The 25,756-nt window shown below is 73.0% G+C and carries 2 protein-coding genes; both read right to left on the bottom strand.

All coding sequences use genetic code 11. The features are described 5' to 3' along the window. Positions 1–45: 45 nt before the first annotated feature. A complete protein-coding gene (locus tag OV207_RS24160; protein ID WP_267557525.1) occupies positions 46–16,629 on the bottom strand; it encodes an SDR family NAD(P)-dependent oxidoreductase in 16,584 nt (5,527 codons plus the stop codon). 11 nt (positions 16,630–16,640) lie between these two features. Then, positions 16,641–25,754: an SDR family NAD(P)-dependent oxidoreductase gene (locus OV207_RS24155; protein ID WP_267557524.1), complete on the bottom strand. Its 9,114-nt coding sequence runs from the start codon at positions 25,752–25,754 to the stop codon at positions 16,641–16,643. Between the last annotated feature and the right edge of the window lie 2 nt (positions 25,755–25,756).

The raw sequence follows: 25,756 nt of genomic DNA, 5'->3' as shown, positions 1-25,756 counted from the left end.
ACGGACGGGAGGGTTTTGGAAGGAAGAGTGAAGACGCGGGGGCGGTCAGCCGACCCTCGCGGAGGCAGGGTCGCGGGCGTCCCGGACGCGTTCGAGGACCGCGAAGTGGGCGGGCCCGCCAGGGATGAGCCCATCCTCCAGGGCCTTGAGGCCGGCGGCGGTGGACAGCGGAACCAGGCCGAAGCGCTCGCGCATCCATTCGAGCGACGCCGCGTCCACGTGCATGCCGCCGTCCCGCCACAGGGGCCAGGCGATGGAGACCGTGCGGCCGGAGCGCTCGCCCCGGGCGCGCAGCGCCTCACGCCCGACGCAGAACGCATCCAGGAAGCTGCTGGCGGCGGCGTAGTCCGTCTGGCCCGCGTTGCCGCGCATCGCGCTCAGGGAGGAGAAGGCCATCCAGAAGTCCAGCGGTTCGTCCTTGAGCGCCGCGTCCAGCAGCAGCGAGCCGTCCACCTTGGGGCCGAGCACCGCGTCCAGCTCCGCCAGGGACTTGGTCCCCAGCAGGCCATCACGGTTCTCCCCCGCGCTGTGGAAGACGCCGTGCAGGGTGCCGAAGCGGGCGTGGATGGCCTCCACCAGCGCCGTCACCTCCGAAGCCACCCCCAGGTCCACCGGCACGTACAGCACCTCCGCGCCCAGCTGGCGAAGCGACTCCATCCGCGCCTCGCGCTCGGGGGTCGCGGCCTGACGGCCGGTCAGCACGAGCCGGGCCTGGACGGTCCGCGCCAGGTGTTCGGCGCAAAGCCACCCGAGCCGCCCCAGGCCCCCCAGGACCAGGTACGTGCCTCGCTCCCGAAGGACCTTGTGCCCGGCCCCCATGGCCCCGGGCTCGAACCGCCCCCAACGCATGACCAGACGCCTTCCATTCACGAACCGGACGTCCCGACCCTCGGGCTCCCGGACCGTCAGCTCCAGAATCAACGACTCAAGGAAATCGTAACTTTCCAACTCTACCGCATTCCCGAATTGCACGGTCTTGTACACGAAATCCGGATCTTCCCACCAGAGGGACTTGCCCAGGCCCGAGGCCGTGGCATGCACGGCCGCCTGCTCGGTGCCTGACATGTAGGCATAGACGAGCCGCACCTGGCGGGGCAGGTCTTCGCGCAGCAGCAGCTGGCTCAGGGTGAAGACGGAGCGGGTGCCGTGGTCGAGCACGTCCGAGGCCTGGGCCCCGGGGACGGTGTCGGTGCGGCGGGACCACAGGTGCAGGACGCGGTCCGGGACGAAGCCCTCCTGACAGAGCGCGTCGAGGAGCCGCTCGTAGTCCTCCGCCGCGTGCGGGCGCACGTGGAAGCGCAGGCCGTCTTCCTGGCGGAAGGCATCTCCGGGCAGGACGAGGGCGGTGCGGACGGCGCCGTCGGTGAGGTGCTGGATGCGTTCGCGGACCGCGTCGTCCACGTCGAACAGCAGCAGCATGTCCAGGGCGTCCTCGGGGCGCTCCCCGTGGACGGCGGCCTCCTCCACCCACTCCGGCTGGAGGTACTCCACGACGGACGCGGGGGCCTGCTCGCCGGCGCTGTCCGTCGCGGGGACGGTCGGGGGCGGTTCGGCCGGGACCACCGTGAGCGCGGCGGGCACGGCGCGAGGCGCGGGGGGCGGCACGCGGGGGGCGACGGGCGCCACGGTGGGCGCGGCCGGGGCCTGGAGGCGCACCAGGGTGAAGTCGAGGAAGCTGACGCGCGCCTCGCCCTGCTCCGTCACCAGCTCCACGTCGAACTTCAGCACGGCGCCGTCGTCCTCCGGGGACCGGGCCACGACGTGCACCCAGCAGGGGGACGGCAGCGGTCCGTGCAGGTGCGCTTCGCCGACGGCATAGGGCAGGTACGCGGCGTCAGGGCGCCGCGCGGTGAGGGCCGCGACGACCTGGAAGGCTCCGTCCACCAGCCCGGGCGGCAGGAAGAAGGCGGAGGCGTCCTCGGTGGGGGGCAGCTCCAGCCGGGCCAGCGCCTCGCGCTCGCCCACGTGGACCTCCTTCACGGCGCGGAAGGCCGGGCCGTAGGAGAAGCCGCCCGCCGCGAACCCGGCGTACCAGGCGTCCGCGGTCACGGTGTGCGTCATCCGCGCGCGCGTCTCGTCCAGCGACAGGGGCTCGGGGGGCTGGGGTGCGTCGTGCTCCGCTGTGATGACGGTGCCTTCCGCGAAGACCTGGCCCCCCTCCTCCGCCGGAGCGCGCAGCGTGCACACGAGCGCGCCGTCGCGGCCCTCCAGGTGCGTCTCCACCGTCACCGGCGCATCGCCCACGCGCAGGGCGCGACGCCAGCGCAGGTCGGTGACGCCCAGGACGGGCTCCTCGGACGCGAGCGAGGCCGCGACGCACGCCATCTCCAGCATCGCCGCGGCGGGCAGCAGCCGGTGTCCACCGACGACGTGGTCGGTGAGGACCTGCTCGGCGCCGGTGAAGACGGTGACGTACTTGTGCTCGCGCAGCGTGGAGGCGTTGGACTCCAGCAGCGGGTGCGGACGGGCCGCCACGACGGACACCTCCGGAGCGGAGGGCCGGGACGGGGCCTGCGCGTCGGGCAGGCGGGCCGGGCCCAGCGGCAGGCCGGGGAAGGCATGGCGCTCCCGGGCGAAGGGATACGTGGGCAGCGACACCCGGCGGCGTGAGCCCCGGACGTGCAGGCGCGTCCAGTCCAGCGTGGCGCCCGAGGCGAAGAGCGCCGCCAGGGCTTCGCCATCCTGTCGCGACAGCGCCTGGTCCACGACCTCGTCCGCGGGGCCGTCCGCGTCCTCGTCGCGCTGGCCGGTGTGCAGGCCGTCCACGGCGGCGCCGTCGAGCCAGGCACCCAGGCGCCGCGTGAGGTCTTCCAGGCTGTCGCTGACGAGCGCCCAGCGGTGGTCCATCGCCTCGCGTCCCACCTGGAGCGTGAAGGCCAGGTCGGCGAGCGACGGCTGCTCGTGCTCCGGCAGGTGGGTCAGGTGGGCCAGGAGCTGCTCGGCCCGGGCGCGCAGGCGCTCGGGGCTCTTCGCGGAGAGCACCACCACCTGGGGGCCGGGACGCGCGTTCCCAATCGCCACGGGGCGCTCCACGAGCTCCTCCAGGACGACGTGGGCGTTGGCGCCTCCCGCGCCGAAGGAGCTGAGCGCGGCCCGGCGCGGGTGGCCTTCCGGACGCGGCCAGTCACGCAGCTCGCGCTGGAGGTAGAACGGCGTCTGTTCGAAGTCGATCTTCCGGCTCAGCGTGTCCGCGTGGAGCGACGGGAAGAGCTTCTTCTCCTTGAGCTGGAGGAGGATCTTCGTCAGGCCCGCGACGCCGGCCGCCGACTCCAGGTGTCCCACGTTCGACTTCACCGACCCTAGCGCGCAGAAGGCCCGGTCGTTCGTGAAGCGGGAGAACGCCTGCGTCAGCCCGGCCACCTCGATGGGGTCGCCCAGGTCCGTGCCGGTGCCGTGCGCCTCCACGTAGCCCAGCGTGCGCGGGTCGATGCCCGCGTCGTCCAGCGCCTGTCCGACGACCTCCGCCTGCGCGCGGGGGTTGGGCACCGTGTAGCCACTGGTCCGGCCGCCCGCGTTGGTCGCCGTGCCCCGGATGACCGCGTAGACGTTGTCACCGTCGCGCAGCGCCGCGTCCAGGGGCTTGAGCACGAGCGCGCCCACGCCCTCACCCAGGACGATGCCGTTGGCGCCGTCGCCAAACGACTTGCAGCGGCCATCCACGCTCAACATGTTCATCGCGCTGTAGGCGACGAAGTGCTTCGGGTGGAGGATGAGGTTGACGCCGCCCACCAGCGCCGCGCGGCACTCGCCGCGCCGCAGGCTCTCACACGCCAGGTGCAGCGCCACGAGCGACGACGAGCACGCGGTGTCCACGGCCATGCTGGGGCCCTGGAAGTCGCACAGGAAGCTGACGCGGTTGGCGATGGACCAGTAGCGCGAGCCCGCGTTGGTCACCTGCCCACGGCCCCAGGACTCACCCGCCAGGTGCTCGTAGTGGTTGTTCATCACGCCGACGAACACACCGACCTTGCGGTCCGCTTCACCCAGGGAGGACGGCGTGTAGCCCGCGTCCTCCACCGCGCTCCACGCCGCCTCGGTGAAGAGGCGCTCCTGGGGATCCAGGAACTCCGCCTCGATGGGCGTGAGGCGGAAGAAGGCCGGGTCGAAGCAGTACGCGTCGGGCAGGAAGCTGCCCCACTTGCTGTACACGTCACCGGGCCGCGTGGGGTTTTCGACGTAGTAGTCGCGCCAGTCCCAGCGCTCCGCGGGGATCTCCGTGACGGAGCTGCGGCCCTCGCGCAGGAGCGCCGCGAACCCACCGGGCTCCTGGCCCTCCGGGTAGCGCCCGCTCATGCCGACGATGGCGATCTCCTTGGCGTTCGCCACCGACGGCGCGGACCGGGGGGCCCGCGCGAGGGTGGCGGACGGTGGGGTCAGCGTCAGCTCCGACGGTGGGAGGGCCACCGGGAAGGAGACCGTCTCCGTCGGTGCGACGGCCTGCACCGGGGTGGTGTCGGAGCCGGACGCGGCTCCCCCGTGGCGCTTGGCGTGGAGCTGCTCCGCGCCGGGACGGTGGTGCTGGAGCAGGTACTCCGTGAGCCGCTGCACGGAGTTCTGCGTGAACATCAGCGTCGCGGGCAGCTTGCCGAAGGACGCCTCCAGCGCGCGGGTGATCTCCACCGTGGCGAGGGAGTCCATGCCGTAGGCATCGAAGGTCTCCTGACCCCGGACGCGCTTCTGCGGCACGCGCAGCACGCGCGACAGCACCTGGACGACCTCGTCGCGAACGGTCTCCGCCAGCGCATCCCCGGTGGGAGGCGCGACGGCGGGGGGCGTCTTCACGACGGGCGCGGCCACCGGGAGGGCGGCCACGGGAAGCACCTCGGGGACGGGTGACGGCGAGGCCACCCCGACGGGCTCCTCCGCCACGGGGAGGACCGGCCCGGGGCCCGTCTTCACGTACACCGCCTGGGGCACACCCGAGGCGATGAGGCGACGCAGGACCTCCATCCCCTCCTCGGTCTGGATGGAGCGGATGCCCATGGAGGCGAAGCGCTCGCGGTTCTCCTCGGACGCGACCGCGCCCACGGAGCCCCAGAAGCCCCAGTTGATGACCTGGAGGCTTCCGTAGCCACTGGCCCGGAGGCCGCGCACGAACGCATCCTGGAACGCGTTGCCCGCGGCGTAGTTGGACTGGCCGGGAATGGCGGAGAAGGACGACGCGGAGGAGAAGAAGACGACGAAGTCCGCCGACTGTTCGCGGGCCACCTTCCACAGCACGGCGGAGCCGCGCACCTTCGCCGCGAGCGTCCGGCGGAAGGTGTCCTCGTCCATCTTCTCCAGCACGCGGTCGTTCAGCTCCATGGCGGAGTGCACGACCCCGTTCACCCCACGCCACCGCGCGGTCGCCTCGCGGAACACGGCGGAGACGGCTTCGGGGCGCGTCACGTCGGCGCGCACGTACATCGCCTCGCCGCCGTCGCGCTGGAGGGTGTCGAGGCCCTCGCGCACGCGCGCGTCCTCCTCACGCCGACCCACCAGCACCAGCTTCGCGTGGAAGCCACGCGCCAGGTGACGCGCCAGCTCGAAGCCGATCCCCGACGTCCCACCGACGATGACGTAGACGCCTTTCTCCCGGAACGGCGCGGTGCTCGCCACGGCCAGGGGCTCCGGCCGCAGCTCCTGACGCAGCCGCTCCTTGCCGCGCAGGAGGATCCAACGCGGATCATCCGACACCGGCTCATCGACGATGCGCCGGGCCACCTGCGTCGCCCCCGGCGACGCCGCCGGACGGCGCAGCAGCAGCGACAGCAGGAAGGCGAAGAAGGCCGTCACCCAGCGGCCCGGAAGGCCGCCCTCGGGCTGCCGCACGTCCTGGAGGCTCGCGTCCACCACCGCGGTCCGCGCGCCGTACTCCTTGGCCACCGCGGACGCGAGCCCGAAGAGGCTGGCCGCCTGGGCGTTGAGCGACGGCCGGCCTCCATGGGCCCAGGTGTCGTTCGTCACGACCTTGAGGCGCAGGGACGGCGACAGCAGGTCGCGACCGCGAAGGGCCTTCACGAGCTGGAACAGCCCGAGCACGCCCTGCTCCTGTCCGCGCTCCAGCGCGTCCAGGTCCGTGGGAGCCATCTCTGCTTCGGCCCAGCCGCCCAGGAAGTACACGTCGTCCAGCCGCGACACGCCCAGCCCCGTCAGGCCCTGGGTGAGCGACGCGACGTCGGAGCCGATGACCTCCCACGCCCGAGCCCCCACCTGCCGCGTCCGGGTGCCCAGCACGAACCGGTACACCCCGTCCTCGCCATGCTGGCCGGCGAGCGCCACGTCCATCCCCGAGCACGCCTCCGGCGCCACCACGAGCACCGACCGCGAGCCCGAAGCGCGCACCGCCGCGTCGGTGTTCGCGAGCGGCGTGGCCACCCACGCGGGTGCGAGGAAGGCGGAGTCCTCGGGCGTCGAGGTCGTGAGGGCCTGACGCGCGGTCGTCGCCGCCCGAGGGGCGAGCGCGGCGTCCGTCCCGCGAGTGGCGGGCGAGGCGTTCGCCACGTCGAGCGCCGCCGGGGCCTGCGCTTGCGGCCCCTTCAGCAGCACGCCGCGCAGGCTCCAGCACACCTCCCCGGAGTCCTCCGTCAGCGTCACGTCGTAGCCGCCCGTGGCGTTCATCACCACGTGGGCGAAGGCCTCCGCCGGCAGGGCCCGCGCGATGCGGACCTCCGTGAAGGCGAAGGGCAGGCCCCGGGTCGCGCTCGCGGGCGCGGACGCCAGCAGACCGCCGATGGCCTGGAGTCCTCCGTCCAGCAACACCGCTTCCTGCAGGCTTCGCGGCGTCGCGGCGCGGAGGGCGTCGGGAGCGCGAAGCCGAACGAGCGCTTCGCGTCCATCCGTGAAGACCTCGCTGACGACCTGGAACGTGGGGCCGTAGGCGAGGCCATCGCGCGCCATGCCCGCGTAGAAGGCCGCCGCCTCCAGCGTCCGGGGCAGCCGCTGCCGCAGCCGCTCCACCGCCACGCGCTCCGGTGCGCCGCCAACCGAAGGCACCAGCTGCCCGCGCGTCAGCACCTCGCCCCGCTCCGAGTGGATGACGAAGCCCACCGACGTGCCGTCCGGGGTGAGCCGCACGAAGGTCCGCGTCGCCGCCTCCACGACCAGCGGCTTCAGGAAGGCCACGTCGCGCAGGTCCGAAGCGCCCAGCAGGCCCAGCCGCCGCGCGGACGCGCGGGCCAGCTCCACCAGGGCCGCCGCCGGGACGATCCGCGTGCCTCCGACGCGGTGGTCGTCCACCAGCCACGCGCCGGGGGACAGCGTCTGCTCCAGCGTGAGGGCCTCACCCGGCGCGAGCGCCAGGCGCGCCAGGGACGAAGCCCCGGGGCCCGAGGACGGCACCTCGTCGATCCAGTAGCGCTCCCGGGCGAACGGGTACGCGGGCAGGTGCGCGCGCTGGGGCCGGTCCAGCTCGTGCAGCACCGCCCAGTCCACGTCCGCGCCCAACGTCCAGAGCCGCGCCAGCTTCTCCACGCGGCCGTTGCTGCGGGCCGAGCGAACGAAGGCGGAGCCCTCTTCGCCATTCCAGAGCAGCGACAGGTCCTTGCCGCCCTGCGCGCTGTTGCCCCGGAAGACGCCCTCCCCTTCCCCTTCGCCGCGCGCGATCGCCTCCAGGCGCTGCGCCAGCTCCTCCACGGACGAGGCGATGATGGCCAGCCGCTCCTCGAAGGCGTCACGGCCCACCTGCGACGTGTACGCAAGCTCCCGCAGCGACAGCGCCGGGCCCCGGGCCACGGCGGGCCGCGCTTCGGGGAGCACCTCGACGGGCGCCGGCAGCTCGCGCGCCAGCACCGTGGCCAGCGTCTCCAGCGAGGGAGACTCGGCCAGCAGCGTGGGCGACACCTCCACGGCCCAGCGCTCCGTCACGCGCTCCAGCAGGCGGGCGAACAGCACCTCGTCCATGCCGTAGTCACGCATCGGCTCGGTCGCGTCCAGCGACTCTGCGGCGAGGCCCAGCTCGCGGGCGAGCAGGTCCTTCAGCTCCACCACCAGCGCCGCGTGCCGCTTCGGCGCGGGGGCGGAAGGCGCCGCGCCAGGCACGGGCGCCGTGCCGCGCAGGAACGCCGCCATGCGCGCGGCGTACGCGGTCAGCCGCTCCTCGTTGCGCGCCGACAGCAGGAACGCCTGCGGGCCCGTGGCCTCCACGCCCCGCTCGTCCCGCGGCCACTCCTCCACCACGACGTGGGCATTGGAGCCGCCCGCGCCGAACGCGCTGATGGCCGCCACGCGGGGGCGGTCTCCCGCCACCGTCCAGTCCGCCAGCTCGCGCTGCACGACGAAGGGGGTGCCCTCGAAGCGCAGGTGCGGGTTGAGCGTCTCCGCATGCAGTGACGGCACCAGCTTGCGGTGCCGCATCTGGAGCACCACCTTGGTGAGCGCGGCGATGCCAGCGGCCGCCTCCAGGTGCCCGATGTTCGACTTCACGGAGCCGATGGCGCACGTCGACTGGGACGCCGAGGCCACGCCGAACGCGCGGCTCAGGCCCGCCAGCTCGATGGGGTCTCCCAGCGCGGTGCCCGTGCCGTGGGCCTCCACGTAGGACACCTCATCCGGGCGCACCCCGGCGGCCGCCAGCGTCCGGGCGATGAGCTCACCCTGGGCGTTGGGGTTGGGCACGGAGAAGCCGTTCGTCTTGCCTCCGTGGTTGAGCGCGCTCGCGCGGATGACCGCGTGGATGCGGTCGCCGTCCTCCACCGCCTTCGCCAGCGGCTTGAGCATCACGACGCCCACGCCCTCGCCGGGCACGTAGCCGTCGCCGCCCTCACCGAACGCGCGGCACCGGCCGTCGCTGGCCGCGAACTTCTGGAAGCTCAGCAACGTGTACTTGGACGGGTGCAGCGACAGGTTGACGCCGCCCGCGAACGCCACCTCGCACTCGCCCCGGCGCAGGCTCTCGCAGGCCAGGTGCAGCGCGGTGAGCGACGAGGAGCACATGGTGTCCACCGCGAGGCTGGGCCCGCGGAAGTCCATGGCGTACGAGACGCGGTTGGCCACCGACGCGAAGATGGAGCCCGGCGACACCACGCCGTCCCCCACGCGCGCCTGGAGCAGCTGGTACTGGCCCCACATCACGCCCGCGAAGACGCCCACGGGGCGCTTCTCCAGCGTGCGCTTCGCGTAACCGCCGTCCTCCATCGCCTCCCAGACGGTCTCCAGGAACAGCCGCTCCTGCGGATCCATGAACTCCGCGTCACGCGGCGCGATGCGGAAGAAGAGCGGGTCGAACCGATCGATGCCTTCGAGGAAGCCACCCCAGCGGGTGTACGTCGTGCCCACCCGGTCCTTGTTCGCGTCGAAGAACGCCTCCACGTCCCAACGCTCGGGCGGCACCTCCGTGATGCAGTCGCGGCCGGACACCAGGTTGGACCAGAACGCCTCCAGGTCCGGCGCCTGCGGATAACGGCCGCTCACGCCCACGATGGCGATGCGGTCGTCCGTCGTCGTCTGGCGGGGCGTGGGCGCGGCGGACTTCGGGGAAGCAGGCACCACCGCGCGCACAGGGGGCGGCGGCGGCGCGGTCCGCGTGGGCTCCGCGCCCAGTCCCGCGAAGCGGCGCGCGGCCGGGGTGCGGCTCACCGTGAGGAAGCGGGACAGCTCGCGCAGCGTCGGGTGCTCGAAGAACAGCGTCTTCGGCAGCTCGCCGAACGCGCGCTCCAGCTCCGCCGTCATGTTCATCACCGCCACGGAGTCGACGCCGTAGGCGGAGAAGGACTCGTCCAAATCAATCTGCTCGGGCCGCAGACGGTTCTGGCGGGCCAGCACGCGCTTGAGCTCCTGCGCCACGCGGGCCACGACCGCTTCGTCCACTTCACTCGCGGCGGTTTCGACGGGCCGGACGTCCTGGGCGGCGCCCAGGGAGCCGAAGGCCGCGCGCAGCGTGTCGGGCACGCCCCACGCGACCGCCACCTGCGACTGCTCCGACGCCAGGCACGCCTCCAGGGCGCGAAGGCCGTCCGCGGTGGAGAGCGGACGCAACCCCATGCGCTCCTCCATGCCCGCGAGCGCCCTGGCATCCAGCGCCATGCTGCCCTCTTCCCACCAGGGCCAGTCCACGCACACGGAAGCGCCCGTGCGCTGGCCAGCGGCGCGCCGCCGCTCCCGCAGGCGCAGGTGCTCCGCGAGGAACGCGTTGGCGAAGGCGTAGTCCGCCTGCCCCGCGTTGCCGAAGACCCCCGCCAGCGAGGAGAACGCGACGAAGAAGTCCAACGGCTCCGTCGCGAGCGCCTCATCCAGCGCCACGGTGCCGTACACCTTGGAGCCCAGCACCGCGTCCCAGTCCGCCGCCGTCTTCCTCACCGCGAGCCCGTCCCGCAGGACGCCCGCCACCTGGAACACGCCGTGGATCGCGCCGAAGCGCGTGTGCGCCTCCCGCACCAGCCGCGCCACGTCCTCGTCGCGGCCCAGGTCGGCCGACACGTAGAGGACCTCCGCGCCCTTCGCCCGCAGGCGGGAGAGCTCCTGCTCGATGCGCGCATCCACCGGGGAGCGCCCCGCCAGCACCAGCCGCGCGCGGCACTTCTCCGCCAGGTGGCCTGCCACCACGCGGCCCAGGCCGCCCAGACCGCCAGTGAGCAAGTACGTGCCGCGCTCACGCAGCCGAACGGCCCCGTTCGTGGTGGAGGGCGTCCACGCCGTCCAGGCGCGGACCTCCCGCGTCGAAGGCCCGTGCAGCCGGAGTTCTGATTCCGTGCCCTTCGCCAGCTCCGCGCACAGCCGCTCCGCGAGCGCCGCCCCTTCGAGCTCCGACACCGCCACCGCGCCCATGCGCAGCGAGGGGTTCTCCTTCACCAGCGAGCGCGCCATGCCGCCCACCGCGACGTCCAGAGCGCGCGGACCGGCCGCCTCCGGCCGGTGCACGTAGAGCATGCGCACCGGCTGCTCCAGCCGCTCCGACAGCAGGGCCTGCGCCAGCAGGAAGCACTCGCCCGGCCCCCGGGCCATCGCGGCGCGAACGCCTTCCGCGTCCGCGCCCATTGGGGTGGCGTCCGCGACGACCAGCACGCCCGACGGGAAGTCTCCGCGACGCCGCAGGGCCTGCAGGAGCCGCTGGTAGTCCGCCGCGCTCCGCCCCACGGTGAAGCTGCCATCGTCCCGCTCGGAGAATCCGGCATCGGGCCGCACGGACACCACGCGCTTCGCTCCCGCCTGGAGCAGCGCGGCCTCCAGGCCCCGCTCCTCGCTTCCACCGTGGACGAGCACCGTCCCCACGGACACCGCCCCCGAGGCGCCGAGCGGCGCGGACACCCACCGGGGCACCTGGAAGAGCAGCTCGGACGGCGGCGGCCGCGCGGCGGCGGCCACGCGCTGGATGCGCAGCGAGGCCACTCGCGCCAGGAGGTTTCCTTCGCCATCCAGCAGGTCCAACGCGAACTCGCGCGCGTCGTCGGAGCCCGTCTCCAGGGCCCGCGTCCACACGTAGAGCTCCGCCGTCATCGGCCGGTGCAGCTCCACCCCTGACAGCGAGGCCGGCAGGAAGCGGCTGGCCTCCCCTTCGTCGGGCCCCAACGCCACCACCGTCTGGAGCGCGGCGTCCATGAGCGCGGTGTCCATCCAGGGCGCCGCCCCACCCATGCCGTCACGCCGCACGCGCGTCAGCGCGACACCCTCCCCCACCTGGATGGAGTCGATGAGGCGCAGCGAGGGGCCGTACTCGAAGCCCACGCGGGCAAAGCGCGCGTAGACCTCTTCGCGCTCCAGGCGCCGCGGGCACCGACGCTGGAGCGCGGCCACGTCCACCTTCGACACCGGCGACACCGCGCCGGAGGAGAGCGAGCCCCGGGCCACCGTCTGGCCCATGTCGTCCTCCGTGCCCGCGCGCAGCTCGAACGTCACGCCCTCGGGTGCGTGGCGCACCTCCACCGCGACCACCGCGGGCTCCGTCCCGACGACCACCGGGCGCAGCCATGACAGCGTCTGGACGCGCGCCACGGCGCCGCCGGTCATCAGGCTGGCCGCGCCCACCGCCAGCTCCAGCATCGCGGCGCCCGGCAGCAGCGCCTGACCCTGGAAGCGATGATCCGCGAGCAGCGGCTCGTGGGAGGTGAAGCGCCGCTCGAAGCGGTGCACGCCCCCGGAGGACGTCTGCCGCTCGAACAGCGACGGCGCGCGGCGTGCCTCCACCGCCCCCTGGACCGACTCGCGGGCCCGGGGCTCCGGCGGCCAGAAGCGCTCCTTCAAGAAGGGATAGGTCGGCAGCGAGATGCGCCGGGCCGCCGTGCTCCGGCCCAGGCGCGTCCAGTCCACCGCGCCACCAGCGACCCAGTGCCGGGCCACGGCGTCGAGCGAAGCATTCTCCGCCAGCGCGCCAGCCCCACCCGCCCTGCGACGGGTGCCCCGGTGCACGCCCTCCGCCAGGGTGCCCCGGCAGAACGCGTCCAGGGCCGCCACCAGCTCCGAGGACGTCCGGGCGACGACGGCCAGACGCTCCGCCTGCTCGTCGCGTCCCACCTGGAGGGTGTGCGCGACGTCATCGAGCCGCCATGCGGCGCCCGGCGCGGACAGCGCGGCCAACAGGCGCTGGGCGTACTCGCGCAGCCGCTCCTCGTCCCGCGCGGACAGCACGACGAGCTGGGGCGCGACGTCCTGGGCGCGCGCCGGCTGCTTCGCCGGCAGGTATTCGCGCACCACGACGTGCGCGTTGGAGCCACCCGCGCCGAAGGAGCTGAGGCCCGCCACGCGGGGCAGCTCCACCGTCACGCCGTCGCGCAGCTCCGTGCGGCGGGGCCACGGCGCGTTCTTGCGCGTGACCTGGAAGCCCGCGCCCTGGAAGTCGATGGACGGGTTGAGCGTGTCCGCGTGCAGCGACGCCACCAGCTCGCCATGGCGCAGTTGGAGCAGCACCTTGGTCAGCGCCGCCACGCCCGCCGCGGACTCCGCGTGGCCGATGTTCGACTTCACGGAGCCGATGGCGCACGGCTCGCCGCGCCGGCTTCCGCCACCGAACGCCTTCACGAGTCCGGCGATTTCAATGGGGTCCCCCAGCGACGTGCCGGTGCCGTGGGCCTCGATGTAGGAGACCTCCTCCGGCGCGACGTGCGCGCGGGTGAGCGCCTCGCGCACGGCCTCCGCCTGCGCGATGGGATCCGGCACGCTGAAGCCGCCGGTGCGCCCGCCGTGGTTGAGCGCGCTGGCCAGGATGACGCCGTGGATGACGTCGCCGTCCGCCACCGCGCGGCGCAGCGGCTTGAGCACCACGCAGCCCACGCCCTCCGCGGGCACATAGCCGGTGCCGCCCTCGCCGAACGCGCGGCAGCGGCCATCCGCCGACAGCATGCGCGCCTGGCTGAGCAGCACGTACTTGCTGGAGTGGGGCTGCACGTTCACGCCGCCCGCGAGCGCCAGCTCGCACTCCCCCCGCCGCAGGCTCTCACACGCCAGGTGCAGCGCGGTGAGCGACGACGAACACATGGTGTCCACCGCGAGGCTGGGGCCCTTGAGGTTGAGCGAGAAGGAGACGCGGTTGGCCACCGAGGAGAACGACGAGCTCAGCGGCAGCACCGGGTCCTGACCGTCCACGCCCAGCAGCTGGTACTGGCCCCACATCACGCCGACGAAGACGCCCACGCGCGAGCGGTTCAGCTCGCTGGCCTTGTAGCCCGCGTCCTCCACCGCGCTCCAGGCCGTCTGGAGGAACAGCCGCTCCTGCGGATCCATGTAGCCGGCCTCGCGCGGAGACAGGCTGAAGAACAACGGGTCGAAGCGATCCGCGTGGCGCAGGAAGCCACCCCAACGGCTGTACGAACGGCCCTCCACGCTGCGCGCCGGGTCCGCGTCGAAGAGCGCGTCCACGTCCCAGCGCTCGCGAGGCACCTCCGTGACACAGTCGCGTCCAGCCTTCAGGTTGGCCCAGAACTCCGTCAGGTCCTCCGCCTGCGGGTACTGGCCGCTCACGCCAACGATGGCGATGGGCTCATCCTGCTCCAGCGCCGCGCCGCTCGCCGTCGCCGGGGCAGCCGGAGCCGCGAGCGAGCGGACGTGGAAGGACTCGCGCAGGCGCGCGGCGTCTCCCGACAGCACCGCGAGCTGGGCCCCGTCCAGCCGGAACGCGGCGTCCATGGCCTCCAGACCCGCGGCCGTCTCCAGGGGGATGGCGCCGAAGTGACGCCACATGGCCTGTTCGGCGCCGGCCTCCACCTGCATGCCGCCTTCACGCCACAGCGGCCAGTTGATGGACACGGTGCGCCCGCGACGCAGGCCCAGGCCGCGCTGCCGCTCGCGCTCGTGGGCGAACGCGTCCATGAAGGCGTTGGCGTGGGCGTAGTCCGACTGGCCCACGTTGCCCGTCAGCGCGGAGAGCGACGACAGCAGGAGGAAGAAGTCCAGGTCGTCGTCGCGCGTCGCCGCGTCCAGCAGCCGCGTGCCATGGACCTTGGGCGCGAGCACCGAGCGCATGTCCTCCACCGACTTCTGCCGCACCAGCGCATCGCGCGTCTCGCCCGCGCCATGCACCACGCCGTGCAGCGCACCGAAGCGCTCCCGCACGCGCGCGCACAGGGCCTGGACCGCCGCCTCGGAGGACGTGTCCGCGCGCTGGTACATCACCGTGGCGCCGCAGCCATCCAGCGCCTGCAACCGCTCGCGGCGGGTCGCGTCCAGTTCGGAGCGCCCCACCAGGACCACGACCCCGGCCCCACGCCGCGCCAGCTGCCGCGCGACGATGAGCCCCAGGCCTCCGGCGCCACCCGTGATGAGGTAGACGCCCCGGGCCCGCACGGGGAGTCCGGTGCCCGCGCCGGGCTTCAGCTCCTGAAGGGCCTGGACGAAGCGGGTCCCCGCTCCATGGCGGACCGCCTCCGAACCAGGGGTGCACAGCTCCACCGCCACGCGCGCGCCCACGTCCGCCCACGCCGTGCCCGGCACCAGCGCCACGGTGCGCCCCGTCATGCGGGGCACCTCCACGCGCAGCGAACGCAGGTAGCCGCCGAGCGCCACGAAGGCCGCGTGCTCCGCCACGTCCTCGTGCACGGCCAGCAGTGATACCGGCTCCGTGCCGCCGCGCTCGAGCAGCGCGCGCACCACGCCCTGGAGAAGGAACAGCCCCCCGGTCTCCGTCGCGACCCCGCCCCGCGGCGCCATCAGCACCACGCGCGACACCGCGCGGCCCGCCTCGGCCAGGGCCGCGAGCACGCGCGCGCCGTCCTCATGCGAGCCTGGACGGACCGCGAAGCGCTCCGCGCCCTCGTGCGCGAAGGCCTCCGCCGGGCGCAGCCACACCAGCCGGCTTGAAGCCTCACCCAGCGCGGACGCCAGTGCGTCCCGTGCCTCCGGCTCCGAGGCGAGCAGCAGCGTCCAGCCCGTCAGCGGACTGGAAGCCTCCGCGGGCGCGGGGAACCACTCCGGCCGGCAGTACACCGTCTCCGCCGGACCGCGCGGCGCGGACGCCACGGGCGCGCTCACGGCGACGGAAGGCTTCGTCCCGGCGCGCTCCTGGAACGCCGCGGGGTGCTCCGCGAGCAGGTACTTCGCCAGCTTGGAGAGGTCGTTGTGCTCGAAGAGCAGCGTCGGGTACAGCGACGCGCCCACCCGCTCCTCCAGCTTGCGCACGAGCCCCAGCAGGTGCGTGGAGTCCAGCCCCAGCTCGTAGAAGCCCCGGTCACGCGGCAGCTCGTCGCCGGGCACCTGGACGGTGGCGCCCACCAGCTCCGCCAGCTCCGCCTCCACCCGGGCGAGCCGCTCCTCCTGGGAGGAAGGCGCCCCGGAGGCCCCGCCTGAAGACGTCGCCACGGCGGGCGCCGCCACCGGACGCTGCGCGCGCGCGGGTACGGGCTCGCGGGTGTCGGAGCCGGACAGCCGGGTGATGAGATCCTCGTTGCGGATGCGCTTGCCGGTCAGCTTCACGAACCGCGCGAGCAGCCGGCCGCGCGCGTCGTACAGGTCGTGGTCCCCGTGGACCAGGTCGTCCGAGAACGCCTTGTCCCCCGGGTCGACGGCGTGCACGTACACGGGCCCGACCAGCGGACCCGCCATCCGGAAGGACTCGATGAAGAGCGGGATGTAGGGCTGGCGCGTGGCGGCCTTGCCCGCGTGGAAGAGCACCGGGATGAGGGTGGAGGTGTCCAGGTAGGTGGGGTGCAGCAGGAAGCGCTGCTCGTACGGACGCGCCACGTCGCCCAGGCCCACCTCCGCGAGCACCGAGTCCGCGCCGCGCCAGATGCGGCCCGCGCCCTTCATGAACTCGCGGTGCTGGATGTCCAGCCCCCGGGCGATGGCGTATGCCTCGTCCAGGTCCGTCACCTGCACGGCCCCGGCCTTGAGGCGCTCCAGGTCCAGCGAGCCCTGCAGCGGCGTGTCGTGCAGGACGACCTCGCCCCAGAAGTGCTCCTCCCAGACGCTGGTGATGGCGACGCCCGCCTTCTCCTTCAGGCTGGTGGCGGTGACGTTCAGCACCACCTTCGACGACGCGGAGTGGTTGGGGACGAACGAGAACTTCACGCGCCGGTCGAACTCCTCCGACGTGACGATGGGGTGGCGGAAGAGGATGTTCTTCAGCTCGACGCGCCACGGCTCCCAGAAGCGCGCCAGGCCCCGGTACACCATGTCCAGGAAGGTGACGCCCGGCATGATGCGCGCGCCGTGCACGCGGTGATCGCGGACGACGTAGTCGTCGTTGCGGATGACCGTGGTGACTTCAAACGCTTGGATGTCGCTCATGGAATTCGGGCTCAGGCTGCGGAGGTGGAGACGCCAGGCGACGCGGCGGGCGCGTCGTTCCAGGTGAGCTCCAACATGGGCGGAAGGGTTTCCGGCGCGCGCGCCGGAGAAGCGGGGGTGGCCACCGGGGCCGGCGCCTGACGGTGGCGCGGCTCCAGCCAGTAGCGCTTGCGCGCGAACTGGACGGGCGGCAGGGCGCTGCGCACCTGCCGGTAGCCCTGGACCTGGGACGGCTCGAAGTCACGCAGGACGACGTGCGCGTTGGTGCCGCCGAAGCCGAAGGCGCTGATGCCCGCGCGGCGGGCGCCGTGACGCGGCTCCCAGGGCTTCAGCACGGTGTTGGGGACGAACGGCGACTCCGCGAAGGCGAAGCGCGGGTTGGGCGTCTCGCAGTTCAGCGTGGGCACGAGCTGCCGGTGGTGCAGGCACAGCAGCACCTTGATGAGGCTCGCCATGCCGGCGGCGCTGAACAGGTGGCCGATGTTGGACTTCACGCTGCCCACCGCGCAGAAGGCCCGCTCGTCGGTGGCTTCCCGGAACACGCGCGACAGGCCGCGCAGCTCGATGGGGTCGCCAATCATCGTCCCCGTCCCGTGCGCCTCCACGTAGCTCACGCTCGCGGGGCTGGCGTTCGCGCGCCGCAGGGCGTCCTTGATGACCTCGTACTGGGCCTCCGGGTTGGGCGTGGTGATGCCCATGGTGCGGCCGTCGTTGTTGAGCGCGGTGGCCTCCACGACGCCGTAGATGCGGTCGCCATCCGCGATGGCGCGCGCGAGCGGCTTGATGATCATCGCGCCGCAGCCCTCGCCCGGCACGAAGCCGTTGGCGCGCTGATCGAACGTGAAGCACCGCCCGTCCGGCGACAACGCCCGCGCCTCGCTGAGCGTGAGGAAGGGCTCCTCGTCGAGCAGCAGGTCCGCGCCGCCCACCAGCGCCATGTCGGAGTCGCCGGTCATCAGGCTCTGGCAGGCCAGGTGCAGCGCCGTGAGCGACGACGAGCACGCGGTGTCCACCACCATGGCCGGCCCGCGCAGGTTCAGCAGGTGCGAGACGTGCGCGGCGATGAAGTTCTGGCCCACGCCGACGATGCTGTCGGGGAGCATCGTCTCGATGCGCCGGGCGTAGGTGCCGGCGCGCGAGCCCACGAACACGCCCATGCGGGCGTTGGAGAGCTGGGCGTTCTCGTAGCCGGAGTCGCGCATGCACTGCACGCTCGCCTCCAGCATCTGGCGCATGAGCGGATCCACGTGCGGCGCGACCTCCGCGCGCAGGCCGAAGTAGGCCGCGTCGAAGTCCTCGATGCCGTCGATGAACCCACCCCACCGGCTCATGGTGCGGCCGGGCGTGTGCACGGGGTTGAAGTACTCCGACACGTTCCAGCGCGAGCCCGGGACGTCACCGATGCCGTTGAAGCCCGCCTTCAGGTTCTCCCAGAAGGCCTGCGTGTCCTTCGAGCGCGGGAAGTGGCACCCGATGCCGATGACGGCCACCGGGAACGGCGCGCCCGTGAGCGACGAGGTCCCCGCGGGGGCCACCGGCTGTCCCGTGACGGGACCCGGCGCGGACACCTGCGCGGGCCCCCGAGTCGCCGGGGCCTGAGGAAGCGCCTTCGGCGGGGCGCTGAGCGCGCCCGATGCGCGGTGCACGGCCTCGCCGTGCTTCACGAAGAAGTAGCGGGTCAGCTCCAGGATGGTCGGGTACTCCAGGAAGGCCGTCGGGTCGACCTTGCTGCCCAGCTCCTTCTCCACCTTGCGCAGCAGGTCCACCATGAGGATGGAGTCCACGCCCAGGTCCTCGAAGCGGGTGCTGTCCTCCAGCACCCCGGACGGCAGCTTCAGCTCCGTGGAGAAGACACGGCGCAGCCACTGGCGCGTCGTCTCGTCCACGTCGGAGGAGGCCTGCACCTGGCTGCGCGTCGTCTCATCCACGCGCAGGAACTGGCGCCGCTCGTCCGCGTCCTGCCGCAGGGCGATCAACCGCTCCGGCGTCGCGCGCTCCAGGTCGAAGACACCGGCGACGACCACGGGCGCCTGGCCGAGCAGCGCCATGGCCCGGTCGGTCATGAAGATGCCCTGGCCGGTGGAGTGCGCCTTCAGGCCGAGCTGCCGGTAGTTGGCGCTGTCCACTTCGCCAATGCCCACGTCGCGCCAGTTGGTCCACGCGATGGACTGGAAGCAGCGGCGCCCGCGCTGGAACTGGTAGTCCGCGAACGACGCGAGGAACGCGTTGCCCAGCGAGTAGTCCACGATGCCCACGGCGAGCATGGGGAAGGTCGCGGAGATGGACGAGCAGAGGTTGAAGAAGAGCAGGTCGTCCTGCGCCAGCACGCGGTCCAGCGTGATGAGCCCTTCAATCTTGGGCTCCAGCACGCGGCGCATGTCCTCCGTCTCGCGGTAGATGAACGGGTGGTGCCCGTTCACGAAGGCCCCCGCGCAGTGGAAGACGCCCCGGATGGGGCCCAGCTCCCGGCGCACCCGGTCGAAGAAGCGACGCAGCGCGGGCTCGTCCGTCAGCGGTCCGAAGTACAGCTCCACGCGCGCGCCCGCGTCTTCCATGGCGCGCAGGTCCTGGATGCGCACGCGCACGCCCTGCGACGTGGACGGGTCTGCCAGCAGCCGGTCCCACTCACGGCGGTCCGGCAGGTCGTTGTGCCCCATCAGCACCAGCTTGCGGGCACCCCGGCGCATCCACTCGCGCGCCATCGCCCGGCCAATGCCTCCCGTGCCGCCCGTGATGACCACCACGTCGTCGGCCGGAGCGAAGTGCGGCGAGCGGGCGTCGAAGTCCGCCAGCTCGCGGCGCTCGCGCACCGTGAGGGTGTAGCCGTAGCGAGTGCCCCGCCGGATGCAGACCTCCACCGCGTCGTCGCGGGTGGCCATCTCCCGCAGCAGGAGCGAGGGCAGCGACTGCTCGGTGTCCGGCGAATCATCCAGGTCCACCGTGCGCGCGGTGACGCCCTGGTACTCGGCGCCGATGACGCGCATCAGGCCCGCGAACGAAGCGCCCGCGAGCGTCGGCCGCGCCGTCTGGAAGCCCTGCGCGCCCCGGGTGAAGTGCAGCACCGCGAAGGACCCCTCACGGCGGCCCTCCAGCCGCGCCCGCAGCAGCTCCTGGAGGAGCGCCGTCTTGCCCAGGGCGTCCACCACGTCGGAGCGGGGCGAAGCGAGCACGTCCGACAGGTCCACGAAGCCGCACACGTCCTCCACCCGGCGGGCGATCTCCGCGGCCACTTCCCTGCCCCGGGCGATGTCACCCGGCGGCACCACCAGCGTGCGCGCGTCGCGAGGCGCCCCCTCGTCGTGCTGCACGAAGATGAAGCGGTAGTCGCGAAGCTCCGGCGCCAGATCCCACCTGCGGGCGAGCGCCTCCGAGTCGCGCGACGTCACCACCACCAGCGTCCCGGTGGAGATGCGCTCCTGGCCCCAGGTGGACGGCGTCCAGGTGCGCTCCATCAGGAGCATGCCCGTCGGCCCCGGGTCCGCGGGCTCGGCGGCCACGGGGGCCTGCGGCGCGGAAGGCACGCGGGCCACGAGCGCGGAGCCCTCGGCCACCCAATAGCGGGTGGCGTCGAACGGATAGGTGGGCAGCGGCACGGTGCGCGCCGAGGAGAACAACTGCTCCCAGGGCAGCTCGTACCCCTTCACGAACAGCTCGGCCAGCACGGTCAGCTTGCGAGGCGCGTCCGCGCTCCGGATGCCGGAGGCGACCAGTTCGTCCATCAGGCGGCGGCCCAGCTCCTCGTGCAGCGCCTCCACGGGGACGGGGCTCGCCTTGAGGTCATGCCTGCGCGTGCCTTCGGCCGCCGCGCCGGAGACCAGCGCGGCCACCTGCGCGCGCAGCTCCCGGACGTTGGCGGCGACCAGGGCCACGCGCACCGGGTACTGCGAGCGGCGGCAGAGCAGCGTGTAGGCCACGTCCTCCAGCGACGTGCGGCCCGCGTCCCGGTCCAGCCAGCGGCCCAGGTCCGCCAGGCGCCGCTCGAGCGCCGGAGCGGACTTCGCGGACAGCGTGAAGAGCCACGCGGCGCGCTCGGGTGAGGCGCCCGAGTTCACGACGGGCGCCTCCTCCAGGATGACGTGCGCGTTGGTGCCGCTGAAGCCGAAGGAGCTCACCGCGGCCCGGCGCGGGCGGGAGGTGCCACGGCGCCAGTCGCGCAGGCGGGCGTTGACGAAGAACGGGGACTGCTCGAAGCGGATGTGCTCGTTGGGCTGCTCGAAGTGCAGCGACGGCGGCAGGGCTTCGTTGCGCAGCGACAGGAGCACCTTGAGGATGCCCGCGACGCCCGCGGCCATGATGGTGTGGCCGATGTTCGACTTCACCGAACCGATGGCGCAGATCTGCCGCCCGTCCGTGGAGCGGCGGAAGGCATCCGTGAGCGCCTGGACCTCGATGGGGTCTCCCAGGCGGGTGCCGGTGCCGTGCGCCTCCACGTAGTCCAGGGACTCGGCGGTGATGCCCGCCTGCGACCAGACGGACAGCTCCAGCGCCGTCTGCGACGGGGCGCTGGGGGCGGTGATGCCGTTGGTCTTCCCGTCCTGGTTGATGCCAGTGCCGCGGATGACGCCGTGGATGACGTCGCCGTCGCGCAGCGCCGCGTTCAGCTCCTTGAGGACGACGACGCCCACGCCTTCGGCGGGCACGAAGCCGTCCGCGCTGTTGTCGAAGGTGCGGCACTGCCGGGTGGAGGACAGCATGCCGGCTTCGTGCGCCAGCAGCGCGAACTCCGGCGTGGTCATCACCGTCACGCCGCCCGCGAGCGCCATCTCCAGGCTGCCGTTGCGGATGGCCTCGCACGCCAGGTGCAGCGCCACCAGCGAGGACGAGCACGCGGTGTCCAGCGCGATGCTGGGGCCCTTGAGGTTGAGCAGGTACGAGATGCGCGCCGGCAGGATGGAGCCGGAGTTGCCCATCAGGGAGTACGGCTCGTCCATCACGCCGTTCTGCCGGAGCGTCAGCGTGTAGTCGCCCGCGTTGCAGCCCGCGTAGACGCCGCAGCGCTTCTCGCTGAGCACGCGGCTGGGGTAGCCCGCGTCCTCCAGCGCCCGCCACGCCTCCTGCAGGAACAGGCGCTGCTGCGGATCCATCATCTCCGCCTCCTTCGGCGAGATGCCGAAGAAGATGGGATCGAAGGACTCCACGTCGTCGAGGAAGCCCGCGCGCGGGCTGAAGGGCTTCTGCGAGCGGCGCTCGGCGCCACCGTAGAAGCGCTCCACGTCCCAGCGGCCCGTGGGCGGCTCACCGATGGCGTTGCGACCCTCGCGCAGGTTGTCCCAGAACTCGTCCAGGTTCCGGGCGCCCGGGAAGCGGCCCGACATGCCGATGATGGCCACCGTCAGCGGCCCCGAAGCCGGAGCCTGGGCGGCGAAGGACGCCGACGCGGAGGCGCGAGGCGCGACCGGGGCCGGCGCGGAGAAGGACGCGGGCGGCGCGGCCTGGGTCGGCGCGGAGAAGGACGCCGACGTGGAGGCGCGAGGCGCGGCCTGGGTCGGCGCGGAGAACGAAGCGGACGGCGCGGTGTAGGACGCGGGCTGCGAGGCGCGAGGCGCGACCGGCATGGCGGCGCGCACCGGCTCGTCGTCGTCCATGTTCGGGAAGTCGCTGGTGAATGACGCGTCCACCTTCCGGACGGGGGCCGCAGGGCGTGGGGCCTCCACGGCGGGCCGGGCCGCTGCGCCCGGAGCCGGACCGAAGAGGTCCGCCACGTCGTCCACCGGGGCGGCGGAAGCGCGGGCCGACGCGGGCTCGGCGGCGACTTCCTCGCCACCGGCGCCCAGGTCCTCCACGACGTGCTTCGCCAGCGCGCGGACGCTGGAGAAGTTGAAGAGGTCGGTGCTGCGCAGGTCCAGCCCTTGCGACGTGTTGATGCGGTTGATGATCTCCACCGCGAGCACGGAGTCGACGCCGAACTCGGTGAAGGCGTCGTCTCGCCCCAGCGTGTCCGGCGGGATGTCCAGCACCTCCGCGACGCCCTGGACGATGGCGTCCTCCGCCTTGCGCAGGCGGTCGCCCGTGGAAGCGCGCGGCGCCCCGGGGGCGCGCGGCGCCTGCACTTCGGCCACGGTCACGGCGGGGGCCGCGGGCTTCGCGACGGCGGCGGCGGGAGCGAACAGGTCGCTCTCGGACGCGGAGGTCGCGAGCGGAGCCGGGGCCTGGGTGCCACCCAGTTCGTGGCTGAAGGTGTCACCGATGTAGCGGGCCAGCTCGGCGACCGAGGAGTAGTTGAACAGCTCCGTGCTGCGCAGCTCGATGGACAGCCGCTCGCCGATGACGCGGGCGATCTCCACGGCGAGCACCGAGTCCACGCCCATGTCCAGGAACCGCTCGTTGCGGTCCACCTGCGTCTGGGCAAGCTCCAGCACCTGGGCCACCGAAGCGGCGACCGCCGCCGGGACGTCCACGGAGGGAGCCGGGGCCGGGCGCGCGGCCGGAGCCGGCAGCGCGGGCGCGTACGCCGGCTTCGCTGCGGGCGCGGCACGGGGCGCCTCCACCGGCGCGGGCGGCGGCGGGGCTTTGGGCGTCACGGGCTCGGCCTTCACGGAAGCGACCGCTGGCGCGTCAGGCGACGCCCAGGGCACGCGCACGACGCCGTCGCTCTCCGCGACGATGACGTGCTGGTTGAGCGCCTGCGACTCGATGCCGGAGCGCCCCATGGGGGTGATGCGGCGGAAGCCCTCGGCGCGCAGCACGTCGGTCCACTGGGGGATGCCCAGCAGCGGCGAGCCCGGCAGCCGCTGGTTCGCGTCCGCGAACGCCCACCAGCCGGACAGCATGCCGAAGATGAGCGTGGTGAAGTCCTGCACGGACGTGGCCTCGTTGATGGCCACGCACCCATTCGCCTTCAGCAGGACCTTGAGGTTGCCCATCGTGTCGCGCATCCGCGCGGTGGCGTGCAGCACGTTGGTGGCCAGCACCAGGTCGAAGCTGCCGCCCTCGTAGCCCTGCGCGAGCGGATCCTTCTCGATGTCCAGCAGGGAGAACTCCACGAACGGGTAGCGCGTGCCGTACGTCTTGCGCCCGAACGTGAGGAACGCCTTGGAGATGTCCGTGTAGACGTAGCGGACCCGGTCGCCCAGCGGGCGCAGGCCCTCCAGCACGCGCGCGCTGGTGCCACCCGTGCCGGAGCCCACCTCCAGGATGCGCACCGGCACGCCCGCCGGCAGCTCCGCCAGCCGCGCTTCGACATAGCGCCGGGCGACCAGCGTGACGATGTCGTTGAAGTAGTCCGCGGTGGCGTTGTTCTTGTAGATGTTCTCCAGCAGGTGCATCGACGAGCCGGGGAAGATGACCTCCGTCGCCGGCAGCGCGCCCGTGAGCACCTCCGGGTACTTCACCACGCAGGTGTGGATGAGCCGGGCCAGCGCCTCCATCTCCGGGAACGCCTGGCAGAGCGCCTCCAGCTGCGCCGCCCCGTCCTCCGTGCGCGCGAGCACCGCCTCGCCCGTGACGAACCCGTCCCCGTCCACCAGCAGCAGCCCCGCGTCCACGAGGATGGCCAGCAGCGCGTCATGGAGCCGCTCGTACGCGGGCACCAGCCGCAGCCGGTCCCGGAGCGAGTCGCGCGTGTAGCGCTCCCCCACCGCGCGCAGCACGCCCATGCGCTGGAGCGACGTGCGCAGCAGGTCCCTGCCGAAGGCCGTCACCGCCGCCCAGGCGCGCGCGTTCTCCGTGAGCGCGGGCACCGGCGCCGACAGCTCCTCCATCACCGAGCGCTGCCCCACGGCGAAGACGCGCCGCTCGTACTCGCGCCGGACTCCCAGCTCCATGAAGAGCTGCTCGCTGCCCTTGAAGGCCATGACCTGTGACACCCCGTGGCCCAGCAGGCGGCTCACCGCCTCCATGCCCTCGTCGGGCTCGATGGAGAACACGCCGCGCGACGCCAGCTTCTCCCGGTACTGGTCGGACGCGACGATGCCCACCGACCCCCAGTAGCCCCAGTTGACCGTCTTGACCGGGAAGGCGCACCGGCCGGACAGCCAGGTGGCGAAGGCGTCCTTGAAGGCACAGCCCGCCGCGTAGTTGCTCTGCCCCGCGTTGGCCGCGAAGGACTGCGCGGAGGAGAAGAACATCAGGAAGTCGAGCGGCTCATCGCGCAGCGCTCGGTACAGCGCGACGCTGCCCTGCACCTTGGGCGCGAGCGCCACGCGGAACGACTCCTCGTCCATGGAGTCGATGAGCTTGTCGCGCAGGACGATGGCGGAGTGCACCGCGCCGTTCACCGGCCCGAACTCCGCGTGCACGCGCTTGAGGCCCTCGCGAAGCTGCCGCGCGTCCGTCGCGTCCGCCTGGAGGTACAGCACCTTGCCGCCCAGCTTCTCGATGGCCGCCACGTCCTGGGCCCGGTCCTCGCCCAGGGGCCGGCGCCCCACCCAGACGAGCCGGGCCTGGTAGTGCTTCGCGAGCCACTGGCTGAACACCGTGCCGATGCCGCCCGCGCCGCCCAGCACCAGGTACACGCCGTGCTTGCGGAAGGGGGCCGCCGGAGCGGGAGGCAGCTGCACGCGCTCCAGCGCCCGCGTGAAGGGCGCGCCATTGCGGATGGCGACCTCGGTGAGGCCCGGCCCCGCCGCGGGCGCGAGCAGCGGCCCGATGGCGGCGTTCAGCTGCGCGTCCGACGGACGCTCCGGCAGCGTGCGCAGCGACAGCTCCACGCAGCGGATCCGCAGGCGGCGGTACTCCTGCGTCATCACCTTGAGGTAGCCGTGCAGCGACGCGCCGAAGGGGCGGGGCTCGTCGTCCGGGAGGATGCGCTGGGTGTCGTTGGTGGCGACGCGCAGCTCCGGGCCGTCCTTGCCCAGGTGCTTGCGCAGCGCGCGCGTCAGGCGGAACAGCGACAGGACGCCGCGCTCCTGCGTCTCCTGCACCGCGCGGTCGTCCTCCAGGTCCACGTCCTCGAACTGGAGGCCGCCCAGGAAGTAGATGAGGCCCACGCCGTCCAGCGGGGTCACGCGGCGCGCGAGCGCCTCCGCGTCCCAGGCGTCCACCTCCCAGACGCCCTCGGAGAGCTGACGGTCCTGCGAGCCCAGCACCAGTTGGAGCACCGGGGCATCGGCGTGGTGACGGGCCAGGGCGACATCCAGGCCCCGGGCATGCTTCGGCGTGACGATGAGGACGAGGTTCGATCGCATGG

The organism is Corallococcus sp. BB11-1, from assembly GCF_026626625.1.
GTDB lineage: Bacteria > Myxococcota > Myxococcia > Myxococcales > Myxococcaceae > Corallococcus > Corallococcus soli.
This window is presented reverse-complemented; position numbering and strand designations above follow the sequence as displayed.